We start from the raw sequence: 17,582 nt of genomic DNA on the forward strand, positions 1-17,582 counted from the left end.
CGAAAGTGAAAAACAAATGGATATATTTTTTTGATGAAGTTGCAGAGGTTGAAAGGTATGTTGGCGGCAAGTGGGACGGTGTGCGTGCCCTGTTGGGAGGTAAGGGCGCTAACCTGGCTGAGATGACGCGTATTGGTTTGCCCGTACCGCCCGGTTTTATTGTGACTACAGAGGCGTGTAATGCCTACCAGGCTGCCGGCGGACAGTTTCCCGGTGATCTGTGGCAACAGGAACAGGAGACGCTCAAAAGGCTGGAGGCGCAAACCGGCAAAAAGTTTGGTAATCCTGCCAAGCCGCTGCTGGTATCCTGCCGCTCCGGCGCTAAATTCTCGATGCCCGGCATGATGGACACCGTTCTGAACATCGGTCTTAATGACGAGGTGGCAAAAGGTTTGGCCGTACTGACAGGTGATGAACGCTTTGCCTACGATTCCTATCGGCGCCTCATCCAGATGTTCGGCTCTGTGGTAATGGGTATTGACGATGAACCATTTGAGGAGGTGATCGCAGAGACACGCAGAGAAGCAGGTGTGAAAAGTGACGCCGACCTTGAGGCCAGCCACTGGAGGGCTGTGACAGGGGAATTCAAGAAAATCTTCAAGTCCAGGACCGGACAAGATTTCCCACAAGATCCGATTGAGCAGATTAAGCTGGCCACGGAGGCCGTTTTCAAAAGCTGGAACGGCCGGAGGGCAATAGACTATCGTAACGCCGCCGGCATCCCCCATGACCTGGGCACGGCGGTCAACATTGTGACCATGGTCTTTGGCAATATGGGCGATACCTCCGGTACTGGCGTGGCCTTTACCCGCGACCCTTCCACAGGCGAGAAGGTGCTCTTTGGCGATTACCTCATCAACGCCCAGGGTGAGGATGTGGTGGCCGGTATCCGCAACACCAAAAAGATTGACGAAATGGCGGAAGACTTTCCCGAGGCCTACACTCAATTTGTGGACATCTGCCGCAAGCTGGAAAAACACTACCGCGACATGCAGGATATGGAGTTTACCATCGAGCAGAAAAAGCTATGGGTGCTGCAAACTCGTGACGGCAAACGCACGGCCAGGGCTGCCATCAAAATCGCCGTGGATATGGTAAATGAAGGACTTATCACCAGGGAACATGCCTTGATGCGTGTCAGCCCGGCCCATGTTGATACCCTGCTCCATCCCCAGTTTGATCCTAAGGCTAAGAAAGTGGCATCAGGGGAAGGGAATCTGTTGGCCACGGGCGTTAACGCCTCTCCTGGCGCTGCAGTGGGGGTGATAGCCTTCGATGCCGATCTAGCCGAGAAGTGGGGCAAGTCCGGCAAAAATGTGATCATGGTACGTCCCTTCACCAAGCCGGACGATGTGCATGGCATGCTCGCCGCCAAAGGGATTCTCACCAGTGAAGGGGGTGCGACGAGCCATGCGGCTGTAGTGGCCCGGCAATTTGGCGTACCCTGTGTGGTCGGGGCAAGCGATGTGGTCATTGACCTGGAAAAACGGGAGCTTACTGCAAACGGCACGGTAGTCAAAGAAGGGGACTGGATTTCTGTTGATGGCGGCACGGGCGAAGCTTTCGTCGGCCAGATTCCCACCATCGCCCCCAAATTGGAGGAACAAACCAGCTTGCTCACCATGCTCTCTTGGGCTGATGAAGTCCGTCGCCTGCAGGTCTGGGCCAACGCCGACTATCCCGAAGATGCAGCACGAGCGCGTAGCTTCGGTGCGCAGGGCATCGGCCTGTGCCGCACTGAACACATGTTCTTCCAGGAGGAACGGCTACCCATCGTGCAGAGGATGATCCTGGCCGGAAGTGAAGAGGAGCGTGAAAAGTTCCTTAATGAGTTGCTCCCCTTCCAGCGCAGTGATTTTACAGGCCTCTTCGAGGCGATGAACGGTCTGCCTGTGATCATCCGTCTGATTGATCCGCCGCTCCACGAGTTTATGCCCAATCACCGGGATGTGCTAGAACAGGTAATTGAGAAGCGGATCAAAGGCGAAACCGAGGGACTGGCCGAACTCGAATCCCTCCTGACCGCCATCGAGGGCATGCATGAGAGCAACCCCATGATGGGAATGCGTGGTGTGCGTCTCAGCATTATGATGCCAGGCATTGTCAAGATGCAGGTGCGGGCTATCTTTGAGGCGGCATGTAACGTGGCTAAGCGGGGTGTGGTGGTTAAACCAGAGGTGATGATCCCCCTTACCGGCCACGTGAATGAACTCAAGGCCATCCAGCCGCAGCTTGAGAGTGTAGCCAAAGCGGTAATGAAAGAGAAGGGGGTAGAAATTGGATACAAATTTGGTACGATGATTGAGATTCCACGGGCGGCCATCACCGCCGGTGAGATCGCCAGTGTTGCCCAGTTTTTTTCCTTTGGCACCAACGACCTGACTCAGATGACCTTCGGTTACTCCCGTGACGATGCAGAGTCCCGTTTCCTGCTTGAATATGTGACACGAGGGATCTTACCCCGGAACCCCTTTCAAACCATTGACCAGGATGGTGTCGGCGAATTGATGAAAATAGCCGTCGAACGGGGCAGGGCTGTCCGACCTGATCTGGAGGTTGGTATCTGCGGCGAGCATGGTGGCGACCCGGTCTCGATCGAATTCTGCCACCGCATCAACCAGAACTACGTAAGTTGCTCACCCTTCCGCGTGCCCATCGCCCGCCTGGCCGCAGCACAGGCTGCCCTGAAAGAAAGAGGTGTCACGACGAAGTAAGCGCAACCTCTCAGGTTAATAGGGGCAGAGGCACAGAGGGGCAAAGGGGCAATGCTTAGCAGTTTAATCAGGAAGTTAAGCAGCGAACCTGTCTGCGTGCAACGCACAGGCAGATAGGCAGGACGTGGGGACAGATTTCAAATCTGTCCCCAATATGTGCCTTTGCCCCTCTCAAGCCTACCTGAATAGTTACAAATTACACGGGGAAGATGCCGTGCTTTTTATCAGGTCTCGTTTCTTTCTTTCCCCTTAGCATGGCAAAAACCCTGATCAGCCTCGCTCTTGAGATGGCAGGTTCCATTACATCATCTACGTATCCCCTGCTGGCCGCTATATAGGGGGTTGCAAGTTTATCCCTGTATTCCTGGATTTTCTCCATTCTCGCCTGGGCAGGGTCGGCGGCGGATTCTATTTCCTTTTTAAATATGATGTTTGATGCCCCCTCCGGTCCCATCACGGCAATTTCAGCCCCCGGCCAGGCGAAAACCATATCTGCCCCCACGTCCTTACCGCACATGGCAAGATACGCCCCCCCGTAAACTTTTCTTGTCACCACTGTCACCTTGGGTACCGTCGCCTCGGAGTATGCGTAAAGCATCTTTGCGCCATGCCTGATGATCCCACCGAACTCCTGATTGGTCCCCGGCAGGAAACCCGGTACATCAACGAGAGTCAATAGTGGAATATTAAATGCATCGCATGTCCTGATGAATCTTGACCCCTTATCGGAAGCATTGATATCCAGACACCCGGCAAGTACGCTGGGCTGATTTGCGATAATCCCTATGCTGTAGCCGTTTAATCTCGCAAAAGCGGTGATAATGTTTTTGGCATAGCGTGAATGTACTTCCATAAAATCGCCATGATCCACGATGGCAACGATGATTTTCTTCATATCATAGGGCTTGCTTGGGTTATCGGGAACAATGCTGTTGAGCGTATCTTCTCTTCCGTTTACATCGCCCTCAAATTTAACCACGGGGGAAGTTTCCCTGTTGTTGGAGGGGAAGAAACTCAAAAGCTTCTTGATATCTTTGATACAGGTGGCCTCATCTGGACTGAGGAAGTGGGCGACTCCGCTGGTTTGATTGTGGGTCATTGCCCCACCCAGTTTTTCCGGCTCGACCTCTTCCCCTGTAGATGCCTTAATTACCTGGGGTCCTGTAATGAACATCTGACTTGTCTTGTCCACCATAAAGATAAAATCTGTCAGGGCCGGTGAATAAACAGCCCCGCCGGCGCAAGGTCCCATAATGACGGAAATTTGAGGTATAACCCCGGAAGAAATTGTGTTTCTGTAAAAGATCTGTCCATATCCCGAAAGGGCATCCACACCCTCCTGAATCCTCGCTCCACCGGAGTCATTAATCCCGACGACGGGGGCTCCCATTCTCAACGCCAGATCCAGTACCTTGCAGATTTTCTTGGCGTGCATCTCCCCCAGGGAACCACCGATCACGGTAAAGTCCTGGGCAAAGACATACACAAGCCTGCCGTCAATACATCCATAACCCGTAATAACTCCTTCCCCCGGCGCCTCCGTAGTTTCCATTCCGAATTCGTTGCATCTATGCTTTACAAAGGCATCAATCTCCACAAAGGTCCCTTCATCCAGCAGAAGATTTAATCTCTCCCGTGCCGTGAGCTTTCCGGATTCATGCTGCTTTTTTATCTTGGACCCTCCACCCCCCTGCTCAATCGTTTCTTTCATTTTATGTAGTTCACTAATTTTCTCTGATGCCATTTAGTTGCCTCCTGTCTCTCTTATTTTCTTTCGCACAGCTCGATCAATACTCCGTTGGTGCTTTTGGGATGCAGGAATGCTATTTTTGCCCCGCCGGCGCCATATCTCGGTTTTTCATCTATCAATCTGATCCCTTTTGCCCTCATGGACTCTAAGGCCGCTTCTATATTGTCCACCCTGAAAGCTAGATGCTGAACCCCTTGACCCTTCGTTTCTATAAATTTGGCAATCGGACTGTCGCCAGATGTAGCTTCAAGCAGTTCGACTTCCGTATCGCCAACGGGAAGAAAGGCCACTTTAACCTTCTGTTCTTCCACCACCTCAGTCCCATGCAGATGAAGCCCCAGGGCTTCCTCGTAAAACTTCACAGATTCCTCAAGATTACTGACCGCAATACCTATGTGATCTACTTTACCGACCATGATTGTTTTCCTCCTTAAGCTTTTGCTAAATATACGGATAGGGACAGGTTCACTTAGGCCTATTTTTCCCCTCAAATCTCTCGAGGTTCGGTAAGCAATTTTATGCCATCAAGAATCTCCATTATTCTTTTTGTTGAAACCTGCCCTATTTTCTCAACCAAATCACTTTTGTTGACTGTGAAAATTTGAGAAATGTTGACAACACTTTTTCTGGGGAGATTTGCTTCGCCTTTGTTCAACAGGACGTTGCCAGGAGCCTTTGCCCGGTTAAGGTTCGAGGTAAGGGAACAAACTACAATAGTGTTTATTCGACTGGCATTAAATAAATTGTTTTGAATTACGATATGTGGATGACGATATCCCGGTTCTGAGCCTTTGGGTTCAGAAAGATCAACCCAATATATTTCACCTTGTTTAATTACCATGACTCTTGCTCAATAATTTTGCTGTGTTTGATACGCATGGATTTTGAAATTTCACTTTCTTCCTCGCTAGGAAAGTCCTCATACGCCTCATTCAACTGAGCAAGCAAAGATTGATTTTCTTGTATTTTTAAATAGTCCTGCACAGCCAGGGTAAAAACCTTGCTTCGGGAAACATGCAAGTCATTGGCTAATCTATTGACTTTTATAAGTAATTCTTCATCTAGTGATATTGCCGTTTTGACTCCGGGCATAAAACACCTCCAATCTAATGAATCTGCTTACATGCTTTATCATGCCCATTATTTATACCTATGTCAATACTATTTATAACTAAATTGGTATACTTTATTTTCTTACCTGCTAACGCCGCTGTTGAGCTGCCGTTTTTGGGGGCGGAAATTGCGTAAGCGAATTTCCGTGCCAAAAACCAAGCGGAGCGCAACCGCCCGTAGGGCGGGGTCGGCTCGAACGCCCTTGATAGGCGGAGCGTGAGCGGAGCCTCAAGGGCGTGAAGAGCCGAAGCTCAACAGCGGCGATAGGGCGAACGGCCGAAGGCCAAGCGAGCAGTAGCGAGCGGTCCGCCCTAACCAATAAGGATTGAAACGACCGCTTCGGGTCGTCTCAATCCTTATTGGTTAGCCCCTATAAAATTATTGTTTCTTATGCCCGAACTGTCCGAGACTGCCTGGTCTTTGGAACCTTCCTCAACTGTATGACCAGTCGTAATGCCTCATTCACTGCTTCACCGTTTGGAAATACGCTGGCTACATCAGGCTCCAAGAGCACTATATTGGTACCCTCTTGGAAACGATGGGCATACTTTCCCCGAATTCCAGATTTCAATAACGACTTTAAGTCGTATTCTGGACGCAGATCATCTTCGAGCTCTTGTTTATTTTCCTTCTTCATAAGCCTTTCTTTCTGTTTTAGTCAATTCTCTCGCGCTGATTATTCTAATCCGATCGCCTCTATCAGTATGGGCAACTATCAGGATGCGACCTTGATGTGAATGCCCGATAGTAATATATCGCTCCTCATCCTTTGAGTGATCAGGGTCATAAATAGTTATGCCGAGCGTGTCAGCAAAAACTGTGGCAGCCTCAGTAAATGCTACCTTATGTTTTTTAAAGTTTATCTCGGCTTTTCTGGTATCCCACTCAAATTTCATATTTGGTATTTCATAACTATTTTATCAAAAGATGCAAAGATTTGATATTGCTTTGCTGATAATTAGGGCTAACTAATGGCTAATGGCTGAATTTAATTCTTCTCTATGATTTCAATTAGTACCCCAGAGCACTGCTGTCCCAACGTTGCTTTTTGAGAGCTCTCTAACTTCATAATATTGGATCGTAATTAACGTAAAATGTCATTTATCGATTTGAATTTTTTTTTCCAGATGTGCCAAACTCCCTCATCAATGAATGAGGAGGTAGCACATGAATTCCGGGAAAACGATCTTTGCCCAGTTGATGGACTTTGTTCCCACATACGAATTCCGAAAATGCGTCGATCGATACAACGGCAATCACAAGGTGATCAGCTTTTCCTGCTGGGACCAGTACCTGTGCATGGCATTCGCCCAACTCACCTACCGGGAAAGCCTCAGGGATATCCAAGTCTGCCTGCGGGCAACCCAGTCCAGACTTTATCATTTGGGCATCCGGGGGAAGGTCTCCCGCAATACCCTCGCGCATGCCAATCAGACCCGGGACTGGCGGATTTATGCCGACTTTGCTCAAATCCTCATCGCGAAAGCCAGAAAACTTTACGCCGCCGATTCCTTCGGTATCGAACTGGATCAAGCGGTCTATGCCCTGGATTCTACGACCATCGACCTCTGTCTGGCACTTTTCCCCTGGGCCGAGTTCCGAAAACGCAAAGGGGCAATCAAACTCCATACCCTTCTGGATCTGCACGGAAACATTCCTTCTGTGGTGATTATCACCACGGGGAAAGTTCACGATGTCAATATCCTCGACCAATTGATCATCGAGCTTGGGGCCATCTATATCATGGATCGCGGCTATCTGGATTTTGCCCGCCTCTACAAGATCCACCGAGCGACGGCATTCTTTGTCACTCGGACAAAAAGAAACTTCAGCCGAACACGCCTCTACTCCCAGCCTGTCGACAAAGCCACCGGCGTCCAATGCGATCAGATTGTCGTCCTCAAGGGTCATTATGCAAAAAAGGACTACCCGGAAAAACTCCGACGCATCCGCTACTTCGATTCAAAGAACAACAAAACGTTTGTATTTCTGACCAACAACTTCGTCCTGCCGGCCATCACGATTGCCAACCTCTATCGCTGCCGCTGGCAGGTCGAGCTGTTTTTCAAGTGGATCAAGCAGCATCTCAGGATCAAGGCCTTTTATGGCACCACCGAGAATGCAGTCAAAACTCAGATATGGATCGCCATCTCGGTTTATGTTCTCGTGGCCATTGTGAAGAAAGCCTTGAAATTGGACCAAAGTCTCTACACAATTCTACAGATTTTGAGTGTGACTCTTTTCGAAAAAACTCCAATTTTTCAGGCACTTTCAAATATCAGCTACACAAACCAGGAGGAACCTCCCAGCAACCAATTGAATCTATTCGATTAACGTTGGGACAGCAGTGTTCTTCTCTATGATTTCAATTAGTACCCCAGAGGTATTCTTTGGATGAATAAAGGCAATTTTTCTTTCAGGAGTAATTTCCTTCCCAACGATTTTTACACCTTTTCCCTCCAGTTCATTTAAGAAGCCTTCAAAGCTTTCAACCCTTAAGGATAGATGATGGATTCCTTCTCCCTTAGACTCTATAAATTTAGCAATTACACCATCAACACTTAGTGATTCCATAATTTCCAGCATGCTATCCCCCATGGAAACCTTGGCTGATATAAGCTTTTGACCTTCCTCACGATCTTTTGAAACAAGCTTTCCACCAAGCATTTCTTCGTAAAATGATATTGCACTATCCACGCTTTTAACGGCAATTCCTACATGATCAATTTTCTTTATCATTTTTATCCTCTTTTCTTTTAAACTTTTTTATCTTGAACATAATAACATGGCAAAGTTATAGTAAAATCCTACTAAGAGCAAGAAATTTTTTTACTCGGCCATCAGTATCAACCATTAGAGAAATTTTGGGGTGGGAAATCTGGGGACACTATACTTAATTCATGTGGCTATTTTATCATATCTGCCTATCAGAAATAGGCAAAATAAGTATGGCGTCCCAATACTCCTCAAGATTACTGACCGCAATGCCTATGTGATCTACTTTGCCAACCATGATTGTTTTCCTCCTTAAGCTTTTGCTATGGATAAGGACAGGTTCACTCGGAAACACCATGTTTCTTACCGGTGGGGGGTTCGATTCGGGTTTTGATTCCCATCTCGTAGATAGCAGACAGAGACACCGCCTGTCATAGGGAATAATCACAAAAGCATCTACGGGAATTCATGACAAGAATCCATTGTAAGAATTGAACGAATATGTTACTAAGCCGTCAAAATGAGACAAGGGATAAATGGCCGATGAAGTTTCTTCTCTGCGTGCTGGGAATGGTTTTTATCATAGAGGGACTTCCACATTTCGTTTTTCCGGAAAAGATTAAGACCTACCTGATGAGACTGGCTGAGCTCCCTCCCGCAACGCTGAGGATTTCTGGATTACTGGCCATTATTGCCGGACTGATCCTCGTCTATTTCGGGAGAAGATAGAATGAAATTAGAGGGGTTCGATTACCATCTTCCCAAAGAACTAATCGCGCAGGAACCCTGCGAGGTGAGAGACCAGGCATGGATGATGGTTGTCCATAGAAAAACCGGCATGATGGAGAATAGGGTTTTTCAGGATCTTCCCGAATTTTTGCAGAAGGGGGATGTCCTGGTAATCAATGATTCGCAGGTGATACCGGCACGGCTGATCGGGAAAAAGACATCAGAAGGAACGATTGAAATTCTTCTCTTGCGAAAGCGGGATGATACCCCCCCTGGTCAGACCTGGGAGGCATTATTAAGGCCGGCAAAGAGAGTCCGTGTGGGGACCCAGATCTGGTTTGGCAGAGGATGTCAGGCGAGGATAATTGACAGGGTATCGGACAGGAAATGGCTCATCACCTTCACCATGGCCCTTGCGTTTGATCAATTCCTGAATCAATATGGGAAGGCTCCCCTGCCCCCCTATATCAAGCGAAGAGGAGATTGCGTAACTGATCGCAAGGATAGCGAAAGGTACCAAACGGTTTATGCAAGGGTTCCCGGATCGGTTGCGGCGCCCACTGCCGGTCTGCATTTTTCCCGGAATATCCTGAATACCTTAAAGAATCAGGGGGTTCTTATTGCTCCTGTCACACTCCATGTCGGCTACGGGACATTTCTTCCTCTCGCCACGGAACTCGTGGAAGACCACGTGATGGAGGAAGAGTTCTTTGAGATAGGGGAAGAAGCCGCCGAGATGATCAGTGGCGCGGAAAGGGTCATTGCCGTGGGTACCACCTCCACGAGGGTACTCGAAACAGCCTCAGACGAACAGGGCAGGATAAGACCATCAGCAGGATCCGCCGGACTTTTCATCTATCCCGGTTACCATTTTAAGCGGGTCAATGCGTTGATCACCAATTTTCATCTCCCCAGATCGTCTCTCTTTCTCCTTATCTGTGCCTTTGCAGGTAAAGACCTGATCCAGAAGGCCTACCAGCGGGCAATAGAGGATCGCTACCGCTTTTACAGCTACGGAGATTGTATGCTGATCCTGTAGGCGTATGTCGTATGTCATAAGTCATAAGTCATGGGTGATGGGTGATTGCTGATTGCGGGTTGTATGATGGGTGATGGGTATCAATTCAAACTGCTCAAGAAGGATCCGACCCCCGGGGCACGGCTGGGGAAGATACAGACACCCCACGGCGAGGTGAACACCCCTGTTTTCATGCCGGTAGGCAGCCAGGGTACGGTAAAGTCCCTCATACCTGAATGGGTGAGGGACTTAGGGGCAGAAATGATCCTCAGCAACGCGTATCACCTCTATCTGAGACCCGGTCATAAAATCATTAAAGATCTGGGAGGTTTGCACAGGTTCATGAACTGGAACGGTCCGATCCTCACCGACAGTGGTGGCTTCCAGATATACAGCCTCAGTGCCCTGAGAAAGATCACTGATGAAGGGGTGATGTTTCAATCTCACATTGACGGATCCAGGCAATTCCTCAGTCCGGAGCTGGTTATTGAGATTCAGGAGGTCCTCGGTTCAGATATCATGATGTGTCTCGATGAGTGCATATCCTACCCCGCTAGTTTCGCGGAGGTGGAAAAATCCATGGCACTGACGCTAAAATGGGCTAGAAGGAGCAGAAAGGCAAAGAAAAACAACCACTGCCAGGCCCTCTTCGGCATCGTCCAGGGGGGGATTTATCCTGCCTTAAGGAAGCGAGGGGTAGAGGACATTACCGGTATCGGTTTCGATGGCTACGCCCTGGGGGGATTGAGCGTAGGAGAACCTAAAGAGATGATGATGGAAATCGTTGCTGGGATTACCCCCCTCCTTCCAGAGGACAAGCCGAGGTATCTTATGGGTGTGGGGACGCCCGAAGATATTGTGGCATGTGTTTATCACGGCATTGACATATTTGACTGTGTGATACCTACCCGGTGTGCCAGAAACGGATTACTATTTACAAATCGCGAAAAGATTGTTATAAAAAACAACCGTTACGGTGATGATAGTTCACCCCTCGATAGTTCCTGCGACTGTTACACATGCAGACACTATTCACGGGCATACTTAAGGCACCTGTTTATGGCCAGGGAGATCCTGGCTATGATCTTGAACACGATCCACAATCTCCGTTACTACATGCATTTGTTGGAGATGATCAGAGAAGCGATAAGAAATGGTCAATACGCGGATTTCAAAAGTAATTTTGCCAGGAGTAGGTCTAAAAGCGATCAGCCGTGCGTTTGAGCCGGCAGATAATAATTAAAAGGGGGAAAGAGTAATGATGAATCTAGCTTATGCCATGGGTGGGGCAGGTGGAACGGGAGCCAAGGGAGGAGACATGAGTTTTATTATTATGATCGCCATTATGTTTGCCATTTTTTATTTTCTTCTGATCAGGCCTCAACAGAAGAGGCAGAAAGAAATCAGACAGATGCAGGCAAATCTCAGCCACGGCGATATGGTGATCACCTCGGGGGGGATACATGGGAAAGTCACAGGGATCACAGACACCGTTGTTACGCTCGAGGTCGCTGAAAAGGTAAGGATAAAGGTCTCAAGAAATTTTATCAGCGCTGTCCTGCAAAAGGCAGGAAAGGAGTAATTTCGAAAGGAAAAAAACTATGTTCAAAAGTATCGGGATCAGGGCTGCTATCGCGATAATCGTCTTCCTTGGGGGATTATATTATCTGACACCATCCCTTATCTCCAACCTTCCCTCCCCGTGGAAGAACTATTTCCCCAGGGACAAAATCCATCTGGGTCTTGATCTTCAGGGAGGAATGCATCTTGCCCTGGAAGTTGACACGGAAAAGGCCATGGAGGCCACCATGGAGAGAATCTCAAACGACCTGAAGGAAACCCTGATGGACAATAAAGTCCGTTTCAGACAGCTCAAACAGACAAAAGGGAATATCATCCTTGAACTACCCGATAGCGCCTCCAGGGGTGGATTGGAAAAAACCCTCAAAGACAATTATCCCGATCTTGAACTAACATCATCAGAGATTATTGAGGGAAGGGAAAGGGTTTCTTTAAAGATCAGGGATAAGCGCGCTTCTGAAATACAAAAACTTGCCGTGGAACAGAGCCTGGAAACCATCCGAAACAGGATTGATCAATTCGGCATCTCTGAGCCGGAAATTATCCCCGAGGGTGATGATCGCATCATTATACAGCTCCCTGGCATCAGGGACACCACCCGGGCCAAAAATCTCATCGGGAAAACGGCCCTTCTCGAATTTAAACTCGTTGATGAGGAACACAGCCTGGATGAAGCCCTGCGGGGAAATATCCCTGAAGGGAGCATCATCGCCGAGGGTTACCAGATGGACAGGGAAGCGGGACGTAGAACCATCGTACCTTACCTGCTGAAAAACAGGACCCTTATGACCGGTAGCTCTCTCGAGTCTGCCCAGGTGAAAATAAGTGATCGTTTCGGTGAGCCTTACATCTCCTTAAAATTCGACACCCAGGGGGCGAAAGACTTCGACTGGATCACGGCGGAAAACGTGAAAAGAAAACTGGCCATTGTTCTCGACGGTGTGGTGCACTCCGCGCCGGTGATCCAGGAGAGGATCTCCGGGGGCCAGGCCCAGATCACAGGATCGTTCACCATGGAAGAGGCCCGTGATCTGGCAATTGTCCTGAGGGCAGGCGCCCTTCCTGCGCCGGTCAACATCCTTGAGGAAAGGACAGTGGGGCCGTCTCTGGGACAGGATTCCATTGACAGGGGTATCACTTCTGTGATCATCGGAGGCATCCTCGTTGTTCTTTTCATGATGGTCTATTACAAACTTTCCGGTATTGTCGCCAACGTGGCGCTGATCATGAACATGATCATCATCCTGGGCGCGCTGGCGGCCTTTAAGGCCACCCTCACCCTCCCCGGCATTGCCGGGATCGTTCTTACCATCGGTATGGCTGTGGATGCCAATGTCCTCATCTTTGAGAGGATCAGGGAGGAACTCCGCCTGGGAAAAACGCCGCGGGCCGCTGTGGAAGCGGGATATGCCAAGGCGTTCCTCACCATCTTAGACACCAATGTGACCACACTCATCGCCGCCCTGTTCCTCTTCCAGTTCGGAACGGGACCGGTAAAAGGGTTTGCGGTTACCCTGAGTATCGGTCTCGTCACCAGCATGTTCACCGCCATTTTTGTCACAAGGATTATCTTTGATTATTTCGTCTGGAACATAAGGATCAAGGCAGTCAGTATTTAAGGAAAATCAGAGGAAAAACGAATGGAACTTGTAAAACCAGGAACCAATATCAATTTTGTGGGGAAGATGAAGTTCGCCTTTGGGTGTTCCCTTCTTATGATTATCATTAGTATTGTCTCGGTTATCTGGCAGGGAGGTCTCAACCTTGGCATTGACTTTTCCGGGGGCACCCTGATTCAGATCAAATTTCAGAAGGAGCCGCCGATTGAGAGCATAAGAAGTGTTTTCACATCCCTTGGCCTGGAAAACAGCATCATTCAGCAGTTTGGTAGTGATGAGGTTGTTGTTAGGACGGCAAGCATCTCCTCCGATCTCCTCAAGGATATCTCCCGGCGGCTCGAAGATGCTTTGGGTAGAGCCTATGGCAGGGGGGCATCTCTCGTGCAGAGAGTTGAGGTTGTGGGTCCCAAAGTCGGCAGTGATCTGAGGAATAAGGCAATCATGGCCCTCGTTTTTTCCTGGCTCGGGATGCTCATCTATATCGCCTGGCGGTTCGAGTTTCGCTACGCCGTCGGCGGCATCCTTGCCCTTATCCACGATGTCACTATTACCGTCGGTGTCTTTTCCCTGCTGAACAAAGAGTTTACCCTGACGATCGTGGCCGCTCTGTTGACCATTGTCGGATATTCTATAAACGATACCATCGTTATCTTCGATCGGATCAGGGAAAACGTGAGGAAAAATGTCAGACAGAGCCTGAGGGATACGATAAATGCGAGTGTCAATCAGACGCTGGGCAGGACGATCCTGACATCTTTTACGGTCTTTGTTGTCGTGGCTATCCTGTTCTTCTTTGGCGGGGCGGTTATCCACGACTTTGCCTTCGCCCTCCTGGTGGGTCTGGTGACTGGCACGTACTCCACCGTATTTATCGCGAGCCCCATCGTCCTGGTCTGGGAAAACATCAAACCTTCGAAGATAAGGAGGAAAAGCTAAGTTGTCTCCCCTTGAGATTACAGGATTGACCGTTTTTATTCTTGTGCTGTTCGCAGGTATCTTCTCCACTGTTTTTGGTTTACCGGGAACGCTGATCATCCTCTTTGACGTTATCCTCTATGCCCTGTGTACCGGTTTTGAGAGGATCGGTTTTAAGATTATCGCCGTTCTGTTTATTATTGTCCTACTGGCGGAAACCCTCGATTTTGCGCTGCTGATGGCGGGTGCGGCGAGATTCAGAATGTCAAAGGGGATGATCTGGGCTTCCGTTGCCTGTGGCTTCATTGGCGCCATGCTGTTGACTCCTGCTTTCCTTGGCCTTGGTGCCGTTGCCGGGACCTTTCTCGGTGGCTTTGCCGGTATGTTGACCGTGGAGCTGATCCGACAGCACAGGCTGAAACCTGCATTCAGGACTGGCTACAGAGCTATAATGGGCAGAAGCGCCGGGATTCTACTAAAAGGCTTTTCTGCCCTCGTAATGACCGTTATTACTTTGTCAAATGTATACTCTTAGGAGCTATTCAGGTAGGCTTGAGAGGCACAATGCTTAGCAGTTTAATCGGGAAGTTGAGCAGCAAATAGGCAAGACAACTTTGTACCTTTGCCCCTATTAACCTCCTAAGAAACTTGAAGCGCAAGTTTCTTTTATTTATAACCCTAATGCGAAGCGTTGGGGTCATTTGCTGAGTAGTTATTATTCTTAGGGACTGAAAATATGAGCAAAACAAAATCCAGGGTTCGGGAATACGCAGAGGCGATCGTAATTGCCATCCTGATTGCCTTTTTCATCAGATCCTTTGTTGTCCAGGCCTTTAAGATACCATCCGGGTCCATGAAGCCTACCCTGCTCATTGGCGATCATATCTTGGTGAACAGATTTATTTACGGTATCAAGATACCCTATTTCAGAAAGGCACTTATTCCCATCGGTGATCCCAAAAGGGGAGATATTGTAGTGTTTATATATCCTGAGGATAGATCAAAGGATTTCATCAAAAGGGTCATCGGTGTCGGAGGCGATACCATTGAAATCAGGAACAAGAAGATCTATCTGAACAGCCTACCCTGTAACGACACCCACGGTGTTTATACCGATGATTTCATCATCCCCGGTTCGATCCAGCCCCGTGACAATTTCGGGCCGGTTACCGTCCCCAGGGGTTCCATTTTCGTCATGGGAGATAACAGAGACCAGAGCTACGATAGCAGATTCTGGGGGTTTGTAGACCTGAAAGATGTCCTGGGAAAGGCCTTTATTATCTACTGGTCATGGGACCGGGAAAACCATGATCTCCGGTGGAACAGGTTAGGGCAAATCCTCCATTAAGCAAAAAGAAGTCAGCAGTCAGAAATAAGGTGAAAGCTGATAAAACTTATACGCGAATCGGAAGAATGAATACAGGGATACCCCGCTGGTAGAGCCGCCTCTGCACGGCAAAGGACGTATAATTGTGTAAAGCGCGGGTAACCATTGAATCCCTGGGAAAAACCAGTTGACCCGCAAAAAACACACTGGAGGGAAACCGTTTGACCACCTGGGAGGCCAGTTTTTCCACTTCATGCACCACATCGGTACCCAGGGCAAATAAACCTTCCGCATAGTAACCGTGAGACCGCAACAATTCTTCATACTTCGACAGGTCCATTATCACTGTTTGCCGAAGGTTTTCGATCTCCTCTACACCCTTGAAACGACCGGCATCAATCACCCCGATCTGGATAAATATGAAATTCTTGAAATGATCAGGAAAAATCCTCAAAATGTTAAACAATGAGTGCAGACCTACACCGCTGAAGCCATTCACCATGATGATCGCCGTATTGGTAGTGGCCGTTGCCTTTGCCGGGGGAGCTTTCCTGACTTGCACCGCCGGTAGCGCCTCGGCACGTTTGGGAAGGGCGCCTGTGAGGAGAAGCTCCAGCCGCTTGAGTAAACGGCCGGTCTGGTTATAATGACGCTTGACAAAGATGGACAGGGTCACAAGAGAGGTTGTAATCACCAGCGTCAGCCATCCCCCCTCATGAAACTTTACAATAATCACCGAGATCAGGAGAAACGTGGTGAGGAGAAGACCGATACCGTTGATCGTTATCTTGCGCCCCCAGTTAGGATAGCGACGGCGCAATTTCCACCACCGGACAACCATACCTAATTGTGAAAGGGAAAAGGTCAGAAAGACGTTGATGCAGTAAAGCACCACTAAGAACCTCACCGATCCCCCGGAGACCCAGAGGATTACCGCCGAGGCGATGCCCATAATCAGAATGCCATTCTGGGTTACGAGGTGATCACTCAGGACGGAAAAACGGCTCGGCATCCAACCATCCAGGGCCATATTGGAAAGGATAGTAGGGCCGCCGAGGAAACCGGTCTGTGCTGCCACAACGAGAATCAGGGCCTCTGATATGAGTGCCACCATCACGAATCCATAACCACCGAGACCTTGCCCTGCAACTTGTTCGAAGAGGACGGCGTTAAGGGTTTTCCCGGCCTGCGGGGTAACCTGTAAGAACAGATAACTCAGAATGAGCCCACCGGCGATGAAAGCCAGACTGACGGCCATATAAAGCATGGTCCTTTTGCCGGTTTCCACACGTGGTTCCCGCAGGAAAGGCATCCCGTTACTGACCGCTTCTATCCCCGTGTAGGTTCCGCCCCCCATACTATAGGCATGGAGGATCATAAACAGCGTCCCCCCGAGACCTAATTGAGAAACAGAACCCCGCAACTCCACTGTCGTCCGCTCCATTAGCAAGGGGGCATCCGAGAGGTGGGAGAAGATGGCATAGAGAATGGTAATGACATGGGTGAGGATAAAGATAATAAAAATGGGGACAAGAGGTCTTATGGACTCCTTAACTCCCCTTAAATTCAGGACGGTCATAAATATCAGGATGGCAAAAGAAGCGGGGAGTTTGTAGTTCTGCCATATAAGGGGAAGGAAGCTGAAAACGGCGTCGGAACCACTGGCAATGGAAACGGCAATGGTAAGTACGTAATCCACGATGAGGGCGCAGCCCGCTACCATACCCACCGGCGGGGCCAGAAGTTTGCTGGCGACCAGATAGGACCCCCCCCCGGTGGGAAAGGTCTCGATAATCTGCATGTAACTGGCGCTGATGATAAAGACGGTCAGCGCTGTGAGGAGGGCCAGGATGATGGCAAGGCTGTAGTGACCGCCAAGCGCTAAGAATGCCTCCTGTGGACCATAACACGACGAAGAGATACCGTCAGAACCAAGGCCGATCCATGCCATAAACGCAACGAGTGACAGTTTTCTAAAGATACCCGGTTCCGTGGGACTGCGTTCACGTCCCAGGAGCAACCTATTCAGCCGTTCCTTTATTGATGCCGCTTCCTTTTCCATATCTTATCTTCCACGTCTCAGGACGCCATCTTCTCCTCA

The 17,582-nt window shown here is 49.2% G+C and carries 18 protein-coding genes; 10 read left to right on the plus strand and 8 right to left on the minus strand.

Annotated elements, in window-relative coordinates; translation table 11 throughout:
• Positions 1 to 5 precede the first annotated feature (5 nt).
• On the plus strand, positions 6 to 2,714 hold the full coding sequence (ppdK, locus tag QMD03_01250; GenBank protein MDI6775863.1) for a pyruvate, phosphate dikinase: 2,709 nt from the start codon (positions 6 to 8) through the stop codon (positions 2,712 to 2,714).
• 196 nt (positions 2,715 to 2,910) lie between these two features.
• Here the strand turns inward: ppdK and QMD03_01255 are convergent, their stop codons facing one another.
• The 6 genes from QMD03_01255 to QMD03_01280 form a co-directional block, all read right to left on the minus strand.
• Positions 2,911 to 4,458 (minus strand): carboxyl transferase domain-containing protein, encoded by a 1,548-nt coding sequence (locus tag QMD03_01255; GenBank protein ID MDI6775864.1) that lies wholly within the window; start codon positions 4,456 to 4,458, stop codon positions 2,911 to 2,913.
• A 20-nt stretch (positions 4,459 to 4,478) separates the two neighbouring features.
• Positions 4,479 to 4,880, minus strand: a complete 402-nt coding sequence (gene mce, locus QMD03_01260; protein ID MDI6775865.1) for a methylmalonyl-CoA epimerase — start codon at positions 4,878 to 4,880, stop codon at positions 4,479 to 4,481.
• A 71-nt stretch (positions 4,881 to 4,951) separates the two neighbouring features.
• Positions 4,952 to 5,305: a type II toxin-antitoxin system PemK/MazF family toxin gene (locus QMD03_01265; protein MDI6775866.1), complete on the minus strand. Its 354-nt coding sequence runs from the start codon at positions 5,303 to 5,305 to the stop codon at positions 4,952 to 4,954.
• Positions 5,299 to 5,556 (minus strand): ribbon-helix-helix protein, CopG family, encoded by a 258-nt coding sequence (locus QMD03_01270; GenBank protein ID MDI6775867.1) that lies wholly within the window; start codon positions 5,554 to 5,556, stop codon positions 5,299 to 5,301. The genes QMD03_01265 and QMD03_01270 overlap by 7 nt, the downstream gene beginning before the upstream one ends.
• Before the next feature lie 409 nt (positions 5,557 to 5,965).
• Positions 5,966 to 6,214 carry a hypothetical protein gene (locus QMD03_01275; protein MDI6775868.1) on the minus strand — a complete coding sequence of 83 codons (249 nt, stop codon included), beginning with the start codon at positions 6,212 to 6,214 and terminating at the stop codon, positions 5,966 to 5,968.
• Positions 6,198 to 6,473 carry a BrnT family toxin gene (locus QMD03_01280; protein MDI6775869.1) on the minus strand — a complete coding sequence of 92 codons (276 nt, stop codon included), beginning with the start codon at positions 6,471 to 6,473 and terminating at the stop codon, positions 6,198 to 6,200. The genes QMD03_01275 and QMD03_01280 overlap by 17 nt, the downstream gene beginning before the upstream one ends.
• Before the next feature lie 271 nt (positions 6,474 to 6,744).
• Here QMD03_01280 and QMD03_01285 point away from each other — a divergent pair, with 271 nt between their 5' ends.
• A complete protein-coding gene (locus tag QMD03_01285; GenBank protein ID MDI6775870.1) occupies positions 6,745 to 7,911 on the plus strand; it encodes an IS4 family transposase in 1,167 nt (388 codons plus the stop codon).
• Here the strand turns inward: QMD03_01285 and QMD03_01290 are convergent.
• The gene (locus QMD03_01290; protein MDI6775871.1) at positions 7,900 to 8,316 is read right to left on the minus strand and encodes a VOC family protein; all 417 of its coding nucleotides are present in this window, start codon (positions 8,314 to 8,316) and stop codon (positions 7,900 to 7,902) included. The two genes, QMD03_01285 and QMD03_01290, sit on opposite strands and share 12 nt — an antisense overlap.
• A 519-nt stretch (positions 8,317 to 8,835) precedes the next feature.
• Here QMD03_01290 and QMD03_01295 point away from each other — a divergent pair.
• The 8 genes from QMD03_01295 (at position 8,836) to lepB (ending at position 15,502) form a co-directional block, all read left to right on the plus strand.
• Positions 8,836 to 9,021, plus strand: coding sequence for a DUF2065 domain-containing protein (locus QMD03_01295; GenBank protein ID MDI6775872.1), 186 nt, complete (start codon positions 8,836 to 8,838; stop codon positions 9,019 to 9,021).
• 1 nt (position 9,022) lies between these two features.
• Complete coding sequence (gene queA / locus QMD03_01300; protein MDI6775873.1) at positions 9,023 to 10,060, plus strand: tRNA preQ1(34) S-adenosylmethionine ribosyltransferase-isomerase QueA; 1,038 nt, start codon at positions 9,023 to 9,025, stop codon at positions 10,058 to 10,060.
• A 45-nt stretch (positions 10,061 to 10,105) separates the two neighbouring features.
• A complete protein-coding gene (gene tgt, locus QMD03_01305; GenBank protein ID MDI6775874.1) occupies positions 10,106 to 11,263 on the plus strand; it encodes a tRNA guanosine(34) transglycosylase Tgt in 1,158 nt (385 codons plus the stop codon).
• Positions 11,264 to 11,297: 34 nt separating this feature from the next.
• A complete protein-coding gene (gene yajC / locus QMD03_01310; protein MDI6775875.1) occupies positions 11,298 to 11,621 on the plus strand; it encodes a preprotein translocase subunit YajC in 324 nt (107 codons plus the stop codon).
• 19 nt (positions 11,622 to 11,640) lie between these two features.
• Entirely contained in the window at positions 11,641 to 13,239 is a 1,599-nt protein-coding gene (secD, locus tag QMD03_01315) for a protein translocase subunit SecD (protein ID MDI6775876.1), read from the plus strand.
• A gap of 21 nt (positions 13,240 to 13,260) precedes the next feature.
• On the plus strand, positions 13,261 to 14,175 hold the full coding sequence (gene secF, locus QMD03_01320) for a protein translocase subunit SecF (protein ID MDI6775877.1): 915 nt from the start codon (positions 13,261 to 13,263) through the stop codon (positions 14,173 to 14,175).
• A gap of 1 nt (position 14,176) precedes the next feature.
• Positions 14,177 to 14,689 (plus strand): DUF456 domain-containing protein, encoded by a 513-nt coding sequence (locus tag QMD03_01325; GenBank protein MDI6775878.1) that lies wholly within the window; start codon positions 14,177 to 14,179, stop codon positions 14,687 to 14,689.
• A gap of 201 nt (positions 14,690 to 14,890) precedes the next feature.
• Positions 14,891 to 15,502 (plus strand): signal peptidase I, encoded by a 612-nt coding sequence (lepB, locus tag QMD03_01330; GenBank protein MDI6775879.1) that lies wholly within the window; start codon positions 14,891 to 14,893, stop codon positions 15,500 to 15,502.
• Between the two features lie 46 nt (positions 15,503 to 15,548).
• Here lepB and QMD03_01335 read toward each other — a convergent pair whose 3' ends face one another.
• Positions 15,549 to 17,543: an APC family permease gene (locus QMD03_01335; protein MDI6775880.1), complete on the minus strand. Its 1,995-nt coding sequence runs from the start codon at positions 17,541 to 17,543 to the stop codon at positions 15,549 to 15,551.
• Between the last annotated feature and the right edge of the window lie 39 nt (positions 17,544 to 17,582).

The sequence above is a fragment of the Syntrophales bacterium genome, assembly GCA_030018935.1.
In the GTDB taxonomy this organism is placed as follows: Bacteria; Desulfobacterota; Syntrophia; order Syntrophales; family CG2-30-49-12; genus CG2-30-49-12.